This is a genomic window from Natronococcus pandeyae, from assembly GCF_008122205.1.
Lineage (GTDB): Archaea > Halobacteriota > Halobacteria > Halobacteriales > Natrialbaceae > Natronococcus > Natronococcus pandeyae.
On the sequence record NZ_PHNJ01000006.1, the window covers coordinates 228,561 to 243,512 of the forward strand.

15 protein-coding genes are annotated in these 14,952 nt (G+C 66.6%); 10 read left to right on the forward strand and 5 right to left on the reverse strand.

Going from position 1 to position 14,952, the window contains the following annotated elements:
• Positions 1–8: 8 nt before the first annotated feature.
• A complete protein-coding gene (locus CV102_RS13495) occupies positions 9–1,088 on the reverse strand; it encodes a Gfo/Idh/MocA family protein (RefSeq protein WP_148858534.1) in 1,080 nt (359 codons plus the stop codon).
• A gap of 114 nt (positions 1,089–1,202) precedes the next feature.
• On the opposite strand from CV102_RS13495, the gene CV102_RS13500 reads away from it, so the two are divergent.
• The 4 genes from CV102_RS13500 to arsM all read left to right on the forward strand — a co-directional run bounded on the left by CV102_RS13500 (position 1,203) and on the right by arsM (position 4,464).
• Complete coding sequence (locus CV102_RS13500; protein ID WP_148858535.1) at positions 1,203–1,751, forward strand: XTP/dITP diphosphatase; 549 nt, start codon at positions 1,203–1,205, stop codon at positions 1,749–1,751.
• 584 nt (positions 1,752–2,335) lie between these two features.
• Positions 2,336–3,046, forward strand: coding sequence for a class I SAM-dependent methyltransferase (locus CV102_RS13505; RefSeq protein WP_148858536.1), 711 nt, complete (start codon positions 2,336–2,338; stop codon positions 3,044–3,046).
• Between the two features lie 179 nt (positions 3,047–3,225).
• The gene (locus tag CV102_RS13510; protein WP_148858537.1) at positions 3,226–3,612 is read left to right on the forward strand and encodes an ArsR/SmtB family transcription factor; all 387 of its coding nucleotides are present in this window, start codon (positions 3,226–3,228) and stop codon (positions 3,610–3,612) included.
• Between the two features lie 15 nt (positions 3,613–3,627).
• Positions 3,628–4,464, forward strand: coding sequence for an arsenite methyltransferase (gene arsM, locus CV102_RS13515; RefSeq protein ID WP_187432965.1), 837 nt, complete (start codon positions 3,628–3,630; stop codon positions 4,462–4,464).
• 30 nt (positions 4,465–4,494) lie between these two features.
• On the opposite strand, the gene CV102_RS13520 is transcribed toward arsM, so the two are convergent.
• From CV102_RS13520 to CV102_RS13535, 4 genes are all read right to left on the reverse strand, one after another.
• Positions 4,495–4,977 (reverse strand): DUF7384 family protein, encoded by a 483-nt coding sequence (locus CV102_RS13520; protein WP_148858538.1) that lies wholly within the window; start codon positions 4,975–4,977, stop codon positions 4,495–4,497.
• 218 nt (positions 4,978–5,195) lie between these two features.
• Complete coding sequence (locus CV102_RS13525; RefSeq protein WP_187432966.1) at positions 5,196–6,080, reverse strand: peptidoglycan recognition protein family protein; 885 nt, start codon at positions 6,078–6,080, stop codon at positions 5,196–5,198.
• A 481-nt stretch (positions 6,081–6,561) separates the two neighbouring features.
• Positions 6,562–7,665, reverse strand: coding sequence for a putative sulfate/molybdate transporter (locus tag CV102_RS13530; protein ID WP_148858540.1), 1,104 nt, complete (start codon positions 7,663–7,665; stop codon positions 6,562–6,564).
• Positions 7,666–7,750: 85 nt separating this feature from the next.
• Positions 7,751–8,617: a dihydrodipicolinate synthase family protein gene (locus tag CV102_RS13535; RefSeq protein WP_148858541.1), complete on the reverse strand. Its 867-nt coding sequence runs from the start codon at positions 8,615–8,617 to the stop codon at positions 7,751–7,753.
• A 158-nt stretch (positions 8,618–8,775) separates the two neighbouring features.
• On the opposite strand from CV102_RS13535, the gene CV102_RS13540 reads away from it, so the two are divergent.
• From CV102_RS13540 to CV102_RS13565, 6 genes are all read left to right on the forward strand, one after another.
• A complete protein-coding gene (locus CV102_RS13540) occupies positions 8,776–9,297 on the forward strand; it encodes a GNAT family N-acetyltransferase (protein ID WP_148858542.1) in 522 nt (173 codons plus the stop codon).
• A gap of 76 nt (positions 9,298–9,373) precedes the next feature.
• On the forward strand, positions 9,374–10,009 hold the full coding sequence (locus tag CV102_RS13545; RefSeq protein WP_148858543.1) for an SDR family oxidoreductase: 636 nt from the start codon (positions 9,374–9,376) through the stop codon (positions 10,007–10,009).
• A gap of 81 nt (positions 10,010–10,090) precedes the next feature.
• Positions 10,091–11,107: an AIR synthase family protein gene (locus CV102_RS13550; protein ID WP_148858544.1), complete on the forward strand. Its 1,017-nt coding sequence runs from the start codon at positions 10,091–10,093 to the stop codon at positions 11,105–11,107.
• Between the two features lie 103 nt (positions 11,108–11,210).
• Positions 11,211–12,539 (forward strand): hemolysin family protein, encoded by a 1,329-nt coding sequence (locus tag CV102_RS13555; protein WP_148858545.1) that lies wholly within the window; start codon positions 11,211–11,213, stop codon positions 12,537–12,539.
• A gap of 96 nt (positions 12,540–12,635) precedes the next feature.
• The gene (gene thiD / locus CV102_RS13560) at positions 12,636–13,952 is read left to right on the forward strand and encodes a bifunctional hydroxymethylpyrimidine kinase/phosphomethylpyrimidine kinase (RefSeq protein ID WP_148858546.1); all 1,317 of its coding nucleotides are present in this window, start codon (positions 12,636–12,638) and stop codon (positions 13,950–13,952) included.
• The gene (locus tag CV102_RS13565; protein WP_148858547.1) at positions 13,949–14,917 is read left to right on the forward strand and encodes a TIGR03560 family F420-dependent LLM class oxidoreductase; all 969 of its coding nucleotides are present in this window, start codon (positions 13,949–13,951) and stop codon (positions 14,915–14,917) included. The genes thiD and CV102_RS13565 overlap by 4 nt, the downstream gene beginning before the upstream one ends.
• Positions 14,918–14,952: the final 35 nt, after the last annotated feature.

The window sequence follows — 14,952 nt, forward strand, 5'->3', positions numbered from 1 at the left end:
AGGTCTTTTTACTCGACTGCGACCGAGGAGCCGTCCTCGCTCGATCGGTAGATCGCGTCGATCACTCGCTGGACGGTCAGGGCCTGCTCGACCGTGTTCAGTTCGGGCGCTTCGCCGGCTTCGACGGCCTCGAGGAACCGTCTGTCGCTTCCCTCCCAGCCGGTGTAGTCGAGTTCGCCGCCCGTGAGCGTGGAGTCGAGGAGGTGGTCGGTGCCCTGTCTGCCGGCCTGGTACATCGTCAGCTCCTCGCCGCCGAGCTCGAGTTCTGCGCCACCCTCGGTGCCGCGGGCGATGAAGTCGTTCGTCTCGGCCTGGTTCGCAGCCCACGTGACCTCGAGTGAGACCGTCCGGTCGCCTTCACAGCGGATCATCGCCGTCGCCGAGTCCTCGACGTCGAAGACGGCCTCCTCGGTCTCGTCGTACCAGTCGCCGGGGTCCACGTACTCGTCGCGGTGGCCGAACTCCGTCCGCGTGGTGGCGAAGACCTCCTCGACGTCGGGGTAGTCCATCAGGTAGAGCGCGAAGTCGATCGCGTGGACGCCGATGTCGACGACGGCGCCGCCGCCGGACAGTTCCTGGTTCGTGAACCAGGAGCCGACGCCGGGGATCCCACGCCGCCGGACGTAGTTCGCGTCGACGTGGGTGATATCGCCGAAGAGCCCCTCCTCCTGGTAGTCCTTGAACACTTCCGCTGCCGTCGAGACGCGGTTGTGGAAGTTCACCATACAGAAGCCGTCGGCGTCGGCCGCAGCCGCGGCGATCCGTTCGGCGCTCGCGAGGTCGTTCGCGAGCGGCTTCTCGCAGAAGACGTCGTAGCCGTGCTCGAGGGCAGCGATGACGGCGGGTTCGTGGAACGCGTTTGGCGTCGAGACCGCGACGGCGTCGAGTTCCTCGGCCTCGTACATCGCCTCGAACTCCTCGTAGACCGTCGCGCCGTAGGCCTGTGCGAACTCGTCGCGCGTATTGGCGACGAGATCGGCACCCGCGACGACGTCGTGGCCAAACGTCTGGGCGTTCGTGGCGTGGGTCTGTCCCATGAATCCGAGTCCAACTACACCGAGTCGGACGCTGCCCGCTGAGTTACTCATCAGTTCGTGTGAGTGGGCACACCACGGAAAGCGTTGGCGTTGCGGCGAAGACGACGCCTGCCGCCGCGGGACGCAACCGACGACGCTTTGGCCCCGGTGGACGGTCCCTGGCACATGGCCATTCGATTCGTCACGGGAAACGAGGGGAAGGTCGGGGAAGCCCGCGAGTACCTCGAGGGGATCGACGCCGTCGAACAGGTCGACTACGACTACGCCGAACTCCAGAGCGACTCGCTCGAGGAGATCGTCACCCGCGGCGCTCGCGAGGCGTTCGACGCGCTCGGGAGCGAAGAGCCGGTGCTGGTCGACGACACGGGGCTGTTCGTCGACGCGCTGGGCGGCTTTCCGGGCCCGTACTCGGCGTACGTCGAGGACACCGTCGGGATCGAACGCCTCTGGCGGCTCGCGAGCGAGGAGGAGAACCGCCGGGCGCGCTTCCGGACGGTGATGGCGTACGCCGACGGAGAGCGAACCGAGACCTTCGAGGGGACGGTCGCCGGGACGCTCGTCCCCCCGCGGGGCGAAGGTGGCTTCGGCTACGACCCGATTTTCGAATACAACGGGCAGACGCTGGCCGAGATGGACACCGAGGAAAAGAACGCGATCTCACACCGCGGCCGGGCGCTGGCCGCGTTCGCGGAGTGGTACGCCGATCAGCAGTAGCAGTAGTTGGAAATACAGTTTCGTTGTTCAGTCTTCGTTCCGAATCTGAGCCGGCCGAATCGTTACGTAGGCGGGCGAATAGAACACCTAGCGTTGTGTCTGCAGCCTCGACCAACCACCGCCGGGTGGGACTGAAAGGGGCTGGCCCGCTCGAGGTGCGAGGGGACGCAAGCACCGCAGGGAGCGACGCGACCGAGGAGCGCAGCGAGCCGCAGCCCTCGAGCGGGCTAGGGGCTTTCGCGGTATTCACGACGGGAGCAGCTCCTGCTCGCACGAACACACTGGATTGCCACACCCTCCCCAGCCGATTCGCTCACCGCGTTCGCTCATCCCTCGCGCAGTATTATCGACCGACCTTACTGACGTTCGGTCGGTCGACAGCGCGCGCCACCGGAGCAAAGGGTGGGAATCCACGGATGATACATCGTCCGCCTGTACGTAACACGATTGTTACGCGATAGTCTGAATAAAAACCGTGCTACTGTCTACTGGTAGCGCGTCGACAACTGATCGGCCGCCAGCGCTAGCTGATGTCTCACACACTACGCAAAGATTGAACAACTCTGGTTCAGTAGCCGACGGTAATGGTCGAGAAGAACGCCGTTCGTCGGTCGTACGACGAGATCGCCGAGGCGTACGCCGCACAGCGGTCCGAGAACGGTCGGGCAACGCAGTTCCTGGAAGGGTTTCTCGAGTCGCTGCCCGATTCGGCCCGCGTTCTCGACGCCGGCTGTGGACAGGGGACGCCGGTGCTCACCCGGCTGAGCGAGTCGACGACGGCGACGGCGTTCGGCGTCGATTTTTCGCGTGGACAGCTAGAACTGGCCGCGGCCAACGCGCCCGGCGCATCCCTCGTGCAGGGCGACATGACGACGCTTCCGCTCGAGGCCGCGACGGTCGACGCCGTCGTCGCCTACTGGTCGCTGATCCACATCCCGATGGACGACCACCAGGCGGTCGTCGACGAGTTCGCCCGCGTCTTGCGGCCGGGCGGTCGGCTACTGCTGTGTGAGGGTACGAACCGGTGGGCCGGCGAGAACCCCGACTGGCTCGAGAGCGGCGTTCGGATGGAGTGGAACATCGCCGGCGCGGACGCCACGCGGGAACAGTTACGGACCGCCGGCTTCGAGATCGCCGACGAGTGGGGGGTTCCGGAGGAACTGAACGAGGAGAAAGACGCTGACGACGAAGACGCTGACGGCGCTGACGCCGCCGACGAAGACGGTGATGAGAACGCCGGGGAATACCCGTGGACGTTCTTTGCCGCGCGACTCCAACCGGACGGGAACGACTGAAATCGACTATTTTCGATTCGTCTGTAGAGGATCACTGGCAGAGTACTGGTCGATCTAGTTGACTATACTGCTCTCAGTACGATCCAGAGGTATATAGCCGTCGATACCCAACCTACTCGAGCGAAGGCGTGGCTCGGGCTCCCACCCGATACCAGCAGAACAAATCGAACATACACGATATGTCTGAGACCAACGAGACGCTCGAGGAGGTCTGTCGAACCCTCGAGCAACTGTACGACGACGAGGATCCGACCGCGGGACTCGAACAGCGCCGGCCCAACGAGGACGCGGTGGAAACGCAGGCGACTGTCTTCGGGGCGCTCGCGAACGACCACCGAATTCGCGTGCTCGAGGCGCTCCGTGAGGGCGAACTGTGCGCCTGCGAGTTGCAGGTCGTCCTCGAGGCCCCCCAGTCGACGGTCGCGAGCCACCTGCGAACGCTTCGGGATGCGGGGCTGGTAAAATCCAGAAAGAAGGGGAAGTGGACGTACTACCGGATCGCGGACACCGCGGTCCTCGAGTTGCTCGACCTCGCGACCGCCGTTGCGGTTCCGGAGAACGACTGATTCGACACGACAGTTATGACAGACACGGCTAACACACCGACTGACGACACGCCGACCGACGACGTGTCAGCCAACGACACATCGACCGATGTACCGGACTCCGACCAGCGAACGAACGTTCGCGAGGAGTACGGCGAAATCGCCGGTAGCGACGAGGGGTGTTGTGGCTCGAACGCCGAGAGTTTCGACGTGACGGAATCGGAGACGACCACCGATCGAACGCTCTCGCTGGGCTACGAGCGGGACGACCTCGAGGACACCCCCGAGGGCTCGAACCTCGGCCTCGGCTGCGGCAACCCGGTCGCGATTTCGCAACTCGAACCCGGCGAGACGGTGCTCGACCTCGGCTCCGGCGGCGGGTTCGATTGCTTCCTCGCGGCGCGGGAGGTCGGCCCCGAGGGGCGCGTCATCGGCGTCGACATGACGCCGGAGATGCTCGAGCGCGCCAGGGAGAACGCCCGGGAGAGCGACCTCGAGAACGTCGAGTTCCGTCTCGGCGAGATCGAACACCTGCCCGTCGCGGACGAGTCGGTCGACGCGATCATCTCGAACTGCGTCGTCAACCTCTCGCCGGCGAAGCCGCGGGTGCTCGCCGAGGCGTTCAGGGTGCTTCGACCCGGCGGCAGGCTCGCGATTTCCGACCTGGTCGCGACCGAACCGCTCCCTCGAGAGGTTCGAGAGAATCCCGACGCCGTTTCGGCCTGCGTCGGCGGCGCCGCGACGATAGCCGAGATGGAGACCTGGCTCGACGACGCGGGGTTCGTCGACGGCTCGATCACGGTCGAAGGCGAGTGGACCGACGGGGAGCTTCCGATCGTCTCCGCCCGGATCGAGGGTCGAAAGCCAACGTAGGGTAGCGAACGCGGGAGCAGGGGAACGCAGCTACGCTCGAGGATCGCAGTCCGGTCCCGGATACTCGCCGTCTTCGGCCGCCTCGTAGAGGCTCTCGGGATCGAACAGACGGGCGAACGCGTCCGGCGGACGAACGCTCACCGAGACGCGGGGCTGGAGCGAGAGCCCTGCCTTCGCCGAACTGAGTCGCTCGTCGTAGGAGAGGAGGTGTGCCGCCTCCCCGCGATAGGCCGAGGCGAGCGCCGGATGGTCGTCCTCCGGGTGGTCGACGACGACGCGATCGGCCTCGAGTCGCTCGCGGTGGTCCGCGGCGAGGTTCTCGTCCGCGAGCGCGGCGACGAGCCGTTCGGTCTCCTCGAGCAGGTGATCGCTCGCGACGAGTTCGATCCAGGAGTGCCGACGGACGTGATCGAGTGCCGCGCGGGCGTCGCCGCCGACGAGCAGGTCGGCCGCGAGCACCGCCGGATCGGCGACGACGCGGGTCGGGTCGGGCTCGTCGCGGCGCTCACTCATCTCGCTCCTCAGTCTGCGCGTCGTACGTTTCTCGGACGTCCTCGAGGTCGATGTCGTACTCGGTGCCTCGATCGAACAAATCCTCCCAGCTAGCGGTCATTAGCGGACGTTCGATGCGAGGGGAAAAAGGAACTCCGCTCCCGGAGGGATTTTCGTCTCTCGGGAGTCGACGCGACGACTGGCCTCGAGCCGAACCGGTTTCCCGACCGGACGTCGCTTCAGGCGTGCTCGAGGTACTGCTCGACACACCAGACCCACTCGCCGTAGCTGGGGAAGTGGATCCCCCACCAGGTGTAGCCGTCGTTTTCCTCGGGGCCGTTCATGATCTCTCCCTCGGTGCCTTCCGGGTACGTCCGCTTGACCTCGTAGTCGAGGCCGGGGCCTTCGCGGCCGTTGAGATCGGCCGTGGTTCGGACCTGGTCGCCGTCCTGGAACTTGTGATCGCCACCGCCGCCACCGCCATCGCCGGAGAGGAAGTCTCTGTAACGGTCGTTCTCCCAGTCGGGGCCGGGACAGCTCTTGGCCGGCATGTCGTCGCACGTCCCGTTAGACGTGTAGTCCTGTGGCGAGTGCCGGTGCGTGAGGATCCCACCCTCGTACTGACACATCGCGTCCGGGTGGTCGTAGAAGTTCACCGGGATGTCGTAGTGGTCGGCCAGATAGTGGACGAGATCGGCCGACGTCTGGTAACACTCGTCGGTGAAGTAGTTCCCGTAATCCTCGTGCCACTCGTGTTCGATGCCGATCGAGTTGGCGTTCGACCCCCGTGCGTGGTGAGCGATGTCGCCGTGGTTGACCATCTGCGTACAGTGGCCCGGCGCTCCCGACGTATGGTCGTAGTTGCTGACCACGTAGTGGGCGCTGACGTTGCGGTCGTTGTCCCGCTCGAAGTAGTCGATACAGCCCTGGTAGGTGGTCACCGCACAGTGGACGACGATCCAGTTGATGTCCGCCGCGCCGCGGCTCGACGAGGTGTAGTTGTTCGAGTGAGCCGAGACGTACTGATCCGACGGATGATCGTCCCGGTGGTGTGCGCTCGCCTGCATCGAGGCGCTGCCGGCAATCCCCGTCACCGCGAGACCGGATACGGCGGTCTTCTTCAACAAACTCCGTCGTGAGTCCGTGTCGACTTTGGGACCCCGAGGGCGGTCGCCCCCGCCCGCCCCGCCAGTACTCTCTACCGGCCGAACGTCGCTGTAATCGTCGATCTGTTCCGCTGTCTCGTCCGAGTCGTGATATCGACACATCGGTTGGTGTTGCTGATTGTTTCGGCAGATGCCGCTGCCTGCCCGTTAGCTACCCTGTCCGCCAGATTTCACCTCCGAATTGCGTTTCCTGTATAGAACCTCTGTATGAGAATAATACACATAAAATCCATTGTAAGTATTGATATAATAATAGCTAGAACTGTAGTTGGATTTAAACCTGGAAAACCGCCGCCAGTCTCGGCGGGGCAACTGACGAACGGGGACGGATCCACCGAGCGTCACCAGTCTCCGACTGAGCACCCCGACAGAGCGGACCGGTTTCACCGTCGCTACTCTCGGACGATTCAGATCGCACTAACGGATGAGTACCCCCATCTCAATCCAGGCGCGAAACTCCCCAGAACGCGACGGCACCGAGGACGAACGCGACGCCGACGTTGATCGCGAGGCCGACGACCCCGACGCCGACGACGAGCGCGAGCGAGCGTCCGTCGGTAACGGGTTCGAACGCCGCCCGACCGAGCTCGAGCGCGACGACGACCAGCAGGACGCCGAGCAGGGCGAGCGGGAACGCGGCGAGCAGGGCTCCCGCGGCGACCAGCGCGAGCGCGAGGTAACCGATCCCGAGAAGGACGTTCGCGCCGCCGGTTCGCGCGCCGAAGGCGTGTTTGCCCGCCAGCCCGCCGCTGCCGTGACACATCGGGACGCCACCGAACGGGATCGCGGCGAGGCAGGTGACGCCCATACTCTGGGAGAGGTCGTCAGCCCTCACCTCCCGGTCGTAGAGATCGCCACAGAGCAGCGCCGTCGCGATCGCCGCGTTGCCGATCGTCATCCCGAGCTGGGCGACGGTTCCCTCGAGCGCGGCCGTCGTGATCGCCGGCGAACCAGCGGGAAAGAGCGCCGGATCTGGTACTCGAGGCGTCGGAACGCCGGTCGCCGCGACGGCCGCGGTCGCACCGAGCGCGAGGACGACCAGCACGCTCACCCGCCGGTAGCCGACGAGTGCGAGCGCGACGACCACGGCGAGTCCTGCGATCGCGACGGGTACGTTCCCCATCGAGAGGCCGACGGCGGCCTCGAGCAACAGCAGGGCGACGGCGAACTGGACGCCCCGAATCACGGGTTCGCCGACGATGCGCTGGAGGTGGCCGACGAAGCCGAATCGTCCGACTGCGAGCAAAACCCCGCCCGCGAGCAGCCCGGCCGCCGCGAGTTCCGGATAGGAGAGCGAGCCGACGATCGCCAGTCCGACGAGGGCCTTCATCGGCTCGACCGAGAGGGGAATGCCGTAGTAGAGCCCCCAGACGATCTGGAAGACGCCGAAGCCGACGAGGACGTGTGGCAGCGAGACAGTCGTCGTCGCGGCCAGCGCCACGAGAAGCGGAAGGACCGTAATCGAATCACCTAGCGCACCCGTCAGCTCACCCGTCGTGAACTCGAGATCCGGCCACGTCTCGAAACGGACCGAGTACGCCATCTACGGCCGCTTGGACGCCGACGGACTTCACCCTTGTCAGTAATCGTTCGCGATTCATTCGATCAGATAGTGAAACGGGATTCGGTTACGACTCGAGCGCCCGAGAGAGGATCGACTCGAGTTCGGTCTCGTCGTCAGCCTCGAGTGGCCGGAGCGGTCGACGGAGTCGACCCGCGGGCTGATCGCGGAGTTCGAGGGCGGCTTTGACGCCCGGCACGCCGAACCGCGCGGTGACCGCGTGGTTGAGTTCGACGAACGCGGCGTTGCGGTCGCGCGCCTCGTCGGTCCGACCCTCGCGGTGGAGCCGAAACACCTCGCTCGCCGCCTCGGGAACGACGTTCGCGACCGCCAGGACGCCGCCGTCGGCGCCGGCCGCGAGTCCGGCCGCGTAGGTGCTGCCGCTGCCGACCAGCACCGAGAACGACTCCTCGTCAGTGTGATCGACGATCCGCTGGATCGAGCCGAGGCTCCCGCTCGAGTCCTTGATGCCGGCGATATTCTCGTGGCCCGCGAGCGCACCGACCGTTCGCGGCGAGAGCGCGTGGTCCGTAAACTTGGGGACGCTGTAGAGGTAGATCGGAATCGGCGACGCGTCGGCGACGTCCCGGTAGTAGGCGGCCAGCTCCGCGTCGTCGGAGCCGTAGTAGGACGGCGTGATCACGAGCGCTGCGTCAGCGCCCGCCGCCGCGGCGCGTTCGGTGGTCTCGAGCGTCGGCTCGAGCCCCTCCTGGCCCGTGCCCGCGAGCACCGGGAGGTCGGTCGCCTCGGCGACGGTTTCGATAACTTCGACGCGCTCGTCGATCGTCAGCAACGGTGCCTCGCCGGTCGACCCGCAGGGGACGAGGAAGTCGACGCCGGCCGCCTCGAGCCACTCGACGAGCGACGTCAGTCGCTCGTGATCGATCGCGCCGTCGGAAAACGGTGTGACGATGGGAACGCCAGTTCCGTGCATAGGACGGGGTACGGAGAGCCCCGTCAAGGAAGGTGCGGTTCGGGCAGGCCACGTCGCGTCGGTTGCGAACGCCTACCCGGGGTGGCACCGAGTACTCCGGATGGCATCCGATGGCACGGCACCCGAGGTGTTTTACCGGGTGTCAACGAGGTGCCAGTATGGAGATCCGGCGATTCGACGCCGAGGGAACGGCCGACGCACGCGCGATCACTCGCATCAACGCGCTGGCCTGGCGCGAGGCCTACGCCGACCTGCTTCCCGACGAGGTGATCGCGCAGTTCGGGGCCGACCCGTCCGACGAACAGCTACGCGAGTACGCCAACCGACTGACGCACGACCGGGACGGGATCTTCCTCGCGGAGATCGACGGCACCGCTCGAGGCTACAGCTACGTCCGGTGGGGCGACGAGACGAAGGACTTCGTCGGCGACGACGAGGCTGGTCTCAAAGAGATCTACGTCGAACCCGACTACTGGGGCGAGGGGATCGGCACGGCGCTGCTCGAGCGCAGCATCGACGTGCTACCGGAGGGCATCGAGCGGCTGCGCCTCGAGATGCTGGACGGCAACGAGGTCGGCCACCGCTTCTACGCGGCTCGCGGCTTCGACCGAACCGGCAGTTCCGAGTTCGAGATCGCCGGCGAGGCGTATCCGACGGCGATCTACACGCTCGAGTTGTAACGGATTCGCTCGTCCAACCTCTCACTCCGACGGATCATGCACAGCGCTTTTTCGGCAGCCGGGATGGGAACCACACGTGAACGTACTCGTAGCGGGCGCCCACGGCCAGGTCGGACAGCACGCGACCGAACTGCTCGCGCAGAGCGAGCACGACGTACACGGGATGGTCCGTGACGAGGACCAGACGGAAGCTATCGAATCTCTCGGCGCCGAACCGGTCCTCGCCGACTTGACCGAAGACGTCACACACGCCGTCGAGGGACGCGACGCGATCGTCTTTGCCGCAGGATCCGGCGGCGACGACGTGTGGGGCGTCGACCGCGACGGGGCGATCAACATCGTCGACGCCGCGGAAGCCGAGGGGGTAGAGCGCTTCGTGATGTTGAGTTCGATCAACGCCGATCAGCCGGAAAACAGCCCCGAAGCGCTACGGGAGTACCTCCGCGCGAAGGCCGAGGCCGACGACTACCTCCGTGAGAGCGACCTGACGTACACCATCGTCCGTCCCGGACCGCTCACGAACGAGGAGGGGACCGGCGAGATCCGGACCGGGTCGGATCTCGACCGCGACGACGTCGAGATCCCCCGCGAGGACGTCGCGGAGACGCTCGTTATGGCGCTCACGATGGATAGCACGCACGGGAAGACGTTCGAACTCGCGGCCGGAGACGACCCGATCGAACGGGCGCTCGAGGATCCGCTGGGGGACTGATCGGCGCTCGACCGGCGAGTTGGAAAGCGGCCGCCGGCGCGGATCAGCACCGCTAAGAAGGCGCGATCGAATTCACCACCCGTGAGCGACCTCGGCAAGATCGATCGACAGTTCTTCGAGCGCCGCATCGCGCCGAACCTCGGCGCCGACCGGGACGACGTCGCGCTCGGTCCCAGTCACGGCGTCGACTTCGGCGTCCTCGACGTGGGCGGACAGGCGCTGGTCACCGCCACCGATCCGCTCTCGATTCTCCCCGAACTCGGCCTCGAGCGCGCCGCGCGGTTCGCACTCGACCTCGTGCTCGCGGACGTCGCCGTCAGCGGCGTTCCGCCGTCCCACCTCTCGATCTGTTTTACGTTGCCCGAGACGATGAGCGACGACGAGTTCGGGACAGTCTGGGAGACGATCCACGCGGAGTGTGCCGACCTCGGCGTCGCCGTCGTGACGGGCCACACGGCGCGGTACTCGGGCCAGTCCCATCCCTGGGTCGGCGCCGCGACCGCGATGGGCGTCGGCGACCACGACGATATCGTCCGTCCGGACGGCGCACGCGACGGTGATCGACTCCTGTTGACGACCGGTCCCGCCGTCGAGTCGGTCGGCCTCCTGAGCACGCTCTTTGGCGACCAACTTGCGCTCCCCGACGACGTGATCGCGGACGCCCAGGAGCGACTCGAGGAGGTCCACTGCGTCCGCGACGCCCTGACGGCCGCCGCCGCAGGTCCCGTGACGGCGATGCACGACGTAACCGAGGGCGGCCTCGCGGGGGCGTTGAACGAGATGGCCGCCGGCGCGGACGCCCGGTTCGCCGTCGACCGCACGGCGGTTCCGATGCGCCCCGGCGTCGCCGAAGTGTGCGACCACCTCGAGATCGACCCCTGGGCGGCGACCAGTTGCGGCTCGCTCGTGATCGCCGTCGATCCGGACGGCGTCGATGCTGTTCAGGAAGCGCTCGAGGAGCGAGGGACCGTCGTCGCCGAGATCGGCCGCGTCGAGTCGAGCGAGGACGATCGGGGGGCAGTAGTAGACGGGGAGCGACTCGAGCACCCGCGAGTCGACCCCTCGTGGGACGCGTACGCCGAACTGGCCGGCGAGTAGCCCGACAACGAGGCGGTCGTTCGTCGGTCGCCGTCACCGAGTCCGACGGTTTGATTCCAGCCAACTTGGTGGAACTTTACGCGTCGCGTACCTGAGTAGAGGCATGCACTCCGTCGATGCGGTTCTGGCGCTTTCTGACTCTCCGATAGTCCTCCAGACGCTGTCACAGGAAACCATCACCGTCCTCGGCGTCGCCGCGATCGGCGTGCTGATCGCGCTCTCCGCGTTCTTCGCGTCCTCGGAGATCGCTATCTTCTCGCTGGCCGATCACCGGATCGGCTCGCTGGTCGAGGACGACGTCGCCGGCGCCGGGACCCTCGCGGAGCTGAAAGCGAATCCGCGGCGGCTGCTGGTCACGATCCTCGTCGGGAACAACATCGCGAACATCGCCATGTCGAGCATCGCGACCGGACTGCTCGGAATGTACTTCGGTGCGAGCGAAGCCGTGCTCATCGCGACGTTCGGGGTTACCTCGATCGTGTTGCTGTTCGGCGAGAGCGCGCCCAAGTCCTACGCCGTCGAGAACAGCGAGTCGTGGGCGCTGCGGATCTCGAAACCGCTCCGGCTCTCCCAGTATCTGCTCTACCCGCTCGTCGCCGTGTTCGACGTCCTCACCCGCGGCGTCAACAAGATCATGGGAAGCGAAGGGGACTTCGAGAGCGCGTACGTCACGCGCTCGGAGATCGGCGACGTGATCCAGGCGGGCCAGCGTGAGGGCGTCTTAGAGGAGGAAGAACACCGGATGCTTCAGCGGATCCTCCGGTTCCGCAACCGGACCGCCAAGGAGACGATGGTTCCCCGTCTGGACGTGGTCGCGGTGGCCGCAGACGAGGAGCTGTCGACGGCGATCGAAACGTGTATCGACAGCGAATTCCGGCGGCTGCCGGTCTACGAGGGGACCCTCGACGAGATCGTCGGCGTCGTCGACGCGATCGACCTGCTAGCGGCCCGTGAGCGCGATCCGGACGCCTCGCTGCGATCTCTCGCGGCCGAGCCGTACATCGTCCCCGAGACGAAAGACGTCGACGAGATCCTAGAAGAACTCCGCGAGCAGCGTCGAAACATCGCTATCGTCGTCGACGAGTTCGGCACGACCGCGGGCGTCCTGACGATCGAGAACATCGTCGAGGAGATCATCGGCGAGGTCCTCAGGGAGATGGAGCGCGTCCCGATCCGCTTCCTCGACGACGACACGGCCCTCGTCCGCGGCGAAGTGAACCTCCACGAAGTAAACGAGACGCTCGAGACCGATCTCCCCGAAACGGGCGAGTTCGAGTCCATCGCGGGGTTCATCTTTGACAGGGCCGGTCGCATCGTCGAGGAGGGAGAGTCGGTCACCTACGACGACGTGCGACTCGTCGTCGAAACCGCGGAGAACAACCGCATCCTCGAGGTTCGCGTCGAGAAACTCGCTGACCAGCCGCCGGCGTAGGTCCGCCGGAGATCAATCGAGCGTCTCGACCGCACCGGACGAACCGTCACCGCATCGACCACTACCGATTAGTACAACGGACCGATAGCTACACCCATGAGAACGCCAGCACCCGACGCGCGTCCCGTCGCGCTCACGATCGCAGGGAGCGACTCCGGCGGCGGGGCCGGAATCCAGGCGGACCTCGCGACGATGACCGCCCACGGCGTCTTCGGGACGTCGGCGATCACCGCCGTCACCGCCCAGCACACCCGCGGCGTCGAGTCCTCGTTCGCGCTGCCACTCGAGGAGGTCGAGGCCCAGATCGAGGCCGTCACCGGTGATTTCGCGGTCGGCGCGGCGAAGACGGGAATGCTCGCGACGACCGAGATCGTCCAGCTGGTCGCCGACCAGGCACCGGCGTTCGAGTTCCCGCTGATCGTCGACCCGGTCATGGTCGCTTCCTCCGGTGACCGACTGCTCGAGCCGGAAGCCGAACGCGCCTACGAGGACCTGCTCTCGGCCGCGACGCTCGCGACGCCGAACGCCGACGAGGCCGAGGTGCTGTCGGGGATCGAGGTCACCGACCTGGAGAGCGCTCGAGACGCGGCCGAGACGATCCTCGAGACGGGCGTCGACGCGGTGCTCCTCAAGGGCGGCCACGTCCCCGGCGAGACGGTCCGGGACGTGCTCGTCACCGCCGACGGCACCAGAACGTTCGAACATCCACGAATTCGGACCGACGCGACTCACGGCTCCGGCTGTACGCTGGCGTCGGCGATCACCGCCCGCCTGGCGAAAGGAGAGCCCCTCGAGGTGGCCGTCGAGGGGGCGACCGACTTCCTCGCGCGGGCGGTGCGCTACTACTCCGACGTCGGCGAGGGCCACGGCGCGGTCAACCACGCCGTCGAACTCCGGAACGCGGCCGCTCGCGAGCCGACCGCCGAGGCGGTCCAGGCGGTCGTCGATCGGTTCGTCGCCGCGGACGTGTCGGGGCTCGTCCCCGAGGTCGGGGTGAACGTCGTCGGCGCGACGCCGTACGCCGAATCGATCGCCGAGACGGCCGCCGTCGAGGGCAGGATCACGCGAACGCTCGACGGCGTCCAGCCCAACCGCGGCGTCCGCTTTGGCGCCTCGAGCCACCTCGCCGACTTCCTCGTCTCGGCCCGCGAGTACGCCCCCGACCTGCGCTTCGCCGTCAACTGCCGGTTCGACGAGGACGTCGAGCGCGCGCTCGAGACCCTCGAGTGGCCGGTCGCCGAGACCGATCGCTCGACCGACCCGGCGGACGTCTTCGGCGACCGGGAGACGCGACCCGTCGCGGTGATCGACCGCGGCGACGTCGGGAAAGAGGCGATGACCCGACTCGTCGCCGAGGAGCCGGAGACGCTCGCCGACCGACTGCTGACGCTCGACGCGGAGGTGAAGGAGTGAGCGCCCTCGACGCCGATGTCGGCGTGATCCTCCCACAGTACGGGACCGATATCGAGACGATCCGACGCGTCGCGACCGAGGCAGAATCGCTCGGCTACGACGCGGTCTGGCTCGAGGATCACCTCCAGTCCTGGATCGGCGATCCGCGCCGGGAGACCGCCGAGTGCTGGACGACTCTCGCCACGGTCGCCGAGGCGACCGAACGGATCCGCCTCGGCTCGCTCGTCACGAGCCAGTCCTACCGCCACCCGTCGCTGCTCGCGAAGATGGCGACGACGGTCGATCACGTCAGCGACGGCCGACTCGAGGTCGGCCTGGGCGCGGGCTGGTACGCCGAGGAGTACGACCGCTTCGGCTACGAGTTTCGTGAGCCCCCTGCCGAGCGAATCCGGCGGCTCCGCGAGACGGTCGAGATTCTGCAGGGACTGTGGACGAACGAGTCCTTCAGCTACGAGGGCGAGGCACTCGACGTCACGCTCGAGGACGCGTTCTGCGAACCGCAGCCGGTGCAGGATCCCCACCCGCCGATCTGGATCGGCGGCGGCGGCGAGCAGTTCACGCTGCGGTACGCCGCCGAACTGGCCGACGGCTGGAACTACGGCACCCTCGAGCCCGAGGGGTTCGCCGAGAAGCTCTCGGTGCTGCGCGAGCACTGCGAGAGCGAGGAGCGGTACGACGCGATCGAGAAGTCCGCCGAACTGTTCGTCTTCGTCGACGAGACGGACGAGACCGCCGAGCGCAAACGGTCGCAGTTCGCAGAGCAGTACCTGCCCGACGAGCCGTCCGAACCCCGAGAGTTCTTCCTCTCGGCGTACGTCGAGACGGCCCCGACGGGATCTCCGCAGATGATCCGCGAGCGCCTCGAGGAGTACGAAGACGTCGGCATCGAGACGTTCATGCTCGCGGTTCCGAACGCGGTCGACGACGACAGCCTCGCGCTGCTACGCGACGGGCTGCTCGAGTAGCGAGACGGCGAGATGGGCGGAACTGCGAACGCGTA

Excerpts from the sequence above, each read along its gene's own strand:
- CV102_RS13530 (WP_148858540.1), bottom strand. The coding sequence starts at position 7,665 with ATGGCGTACTCGGTCCGTTTCGAGACGTGGCCGGATCTCGAGTTCACG.
- arsM (WP_187432965.1), top strand. The coding sequence starts at position 3,628 with ATGACAGACACGGCTAACACACCGACTGACGACACGCCGACCGACGAC.
- CV102_RS13540 (WP_148858542.1), top strand. The coding sequence starts at position 8,776 with ATGGAGATCCGGCGATTCGACGCCGAGGGAACGGCCGACGCACGCGCG.
- CV102_RS13535 (WP_148858541.1), bottom strand. The coding sequence starts at position 8,617 with ATGCACGGAACTGGCGTTCCCATCGTCACACCGTTTTCCGACGGCGCG.
- CV102_RS13495 (WP_148858534.1), bottom strand. The coding sequence starts at position 1,088 with ATGAGTAACTCAGCGGGCAGCGTCCGACTCGGTGTAGTTGGACTCGGA.
- thiD (WP_148858546.1), top strand. The coding sequence starts at position 12,636 with ATGAGAACGCCAGCACCCGACGCGCGTCCCGTCGCGCTCACGATCGCA.
- CV102_RS13510 (WP_148858537.1), top strand. The coding sequence starts at position 3,226 with ATGTCTGAGACCAACGAGACGCTCGAGGAGGTCTGTCGAACCCTCGAG.
- CV102_RS13505 (WP_148858536.1), top strand. The coding sequence starts at position 2,336 with ATGGTCGAGAAGAACGCCGTTCGTCGGTCGTACGACGAGATCGCCGAG.
- CV102_RS13520 (WP_148858538.1), bottom strand. The coding sequence starts at position 4,977 with ATGAGTGAGCGCCGCGACGAGCCCGACCCGACCCGCGTCGTCGCCGAT.
- CV102_RS13555 (WP_148858545.1), top strand. The coding sequence starts at position 11,211 with ATGCACTCCGTCGATGCGGTTCTGGCGCTTTCTGACTCTCCGATAGTC.
- CV102_RS13500 (WP_148858535.1), top strand. The coding sequence starts at position 1,203 with ATGGCCATTCGATTCGTCACGGGAAACGAGGGGAAGGTCGGGGAAGCC.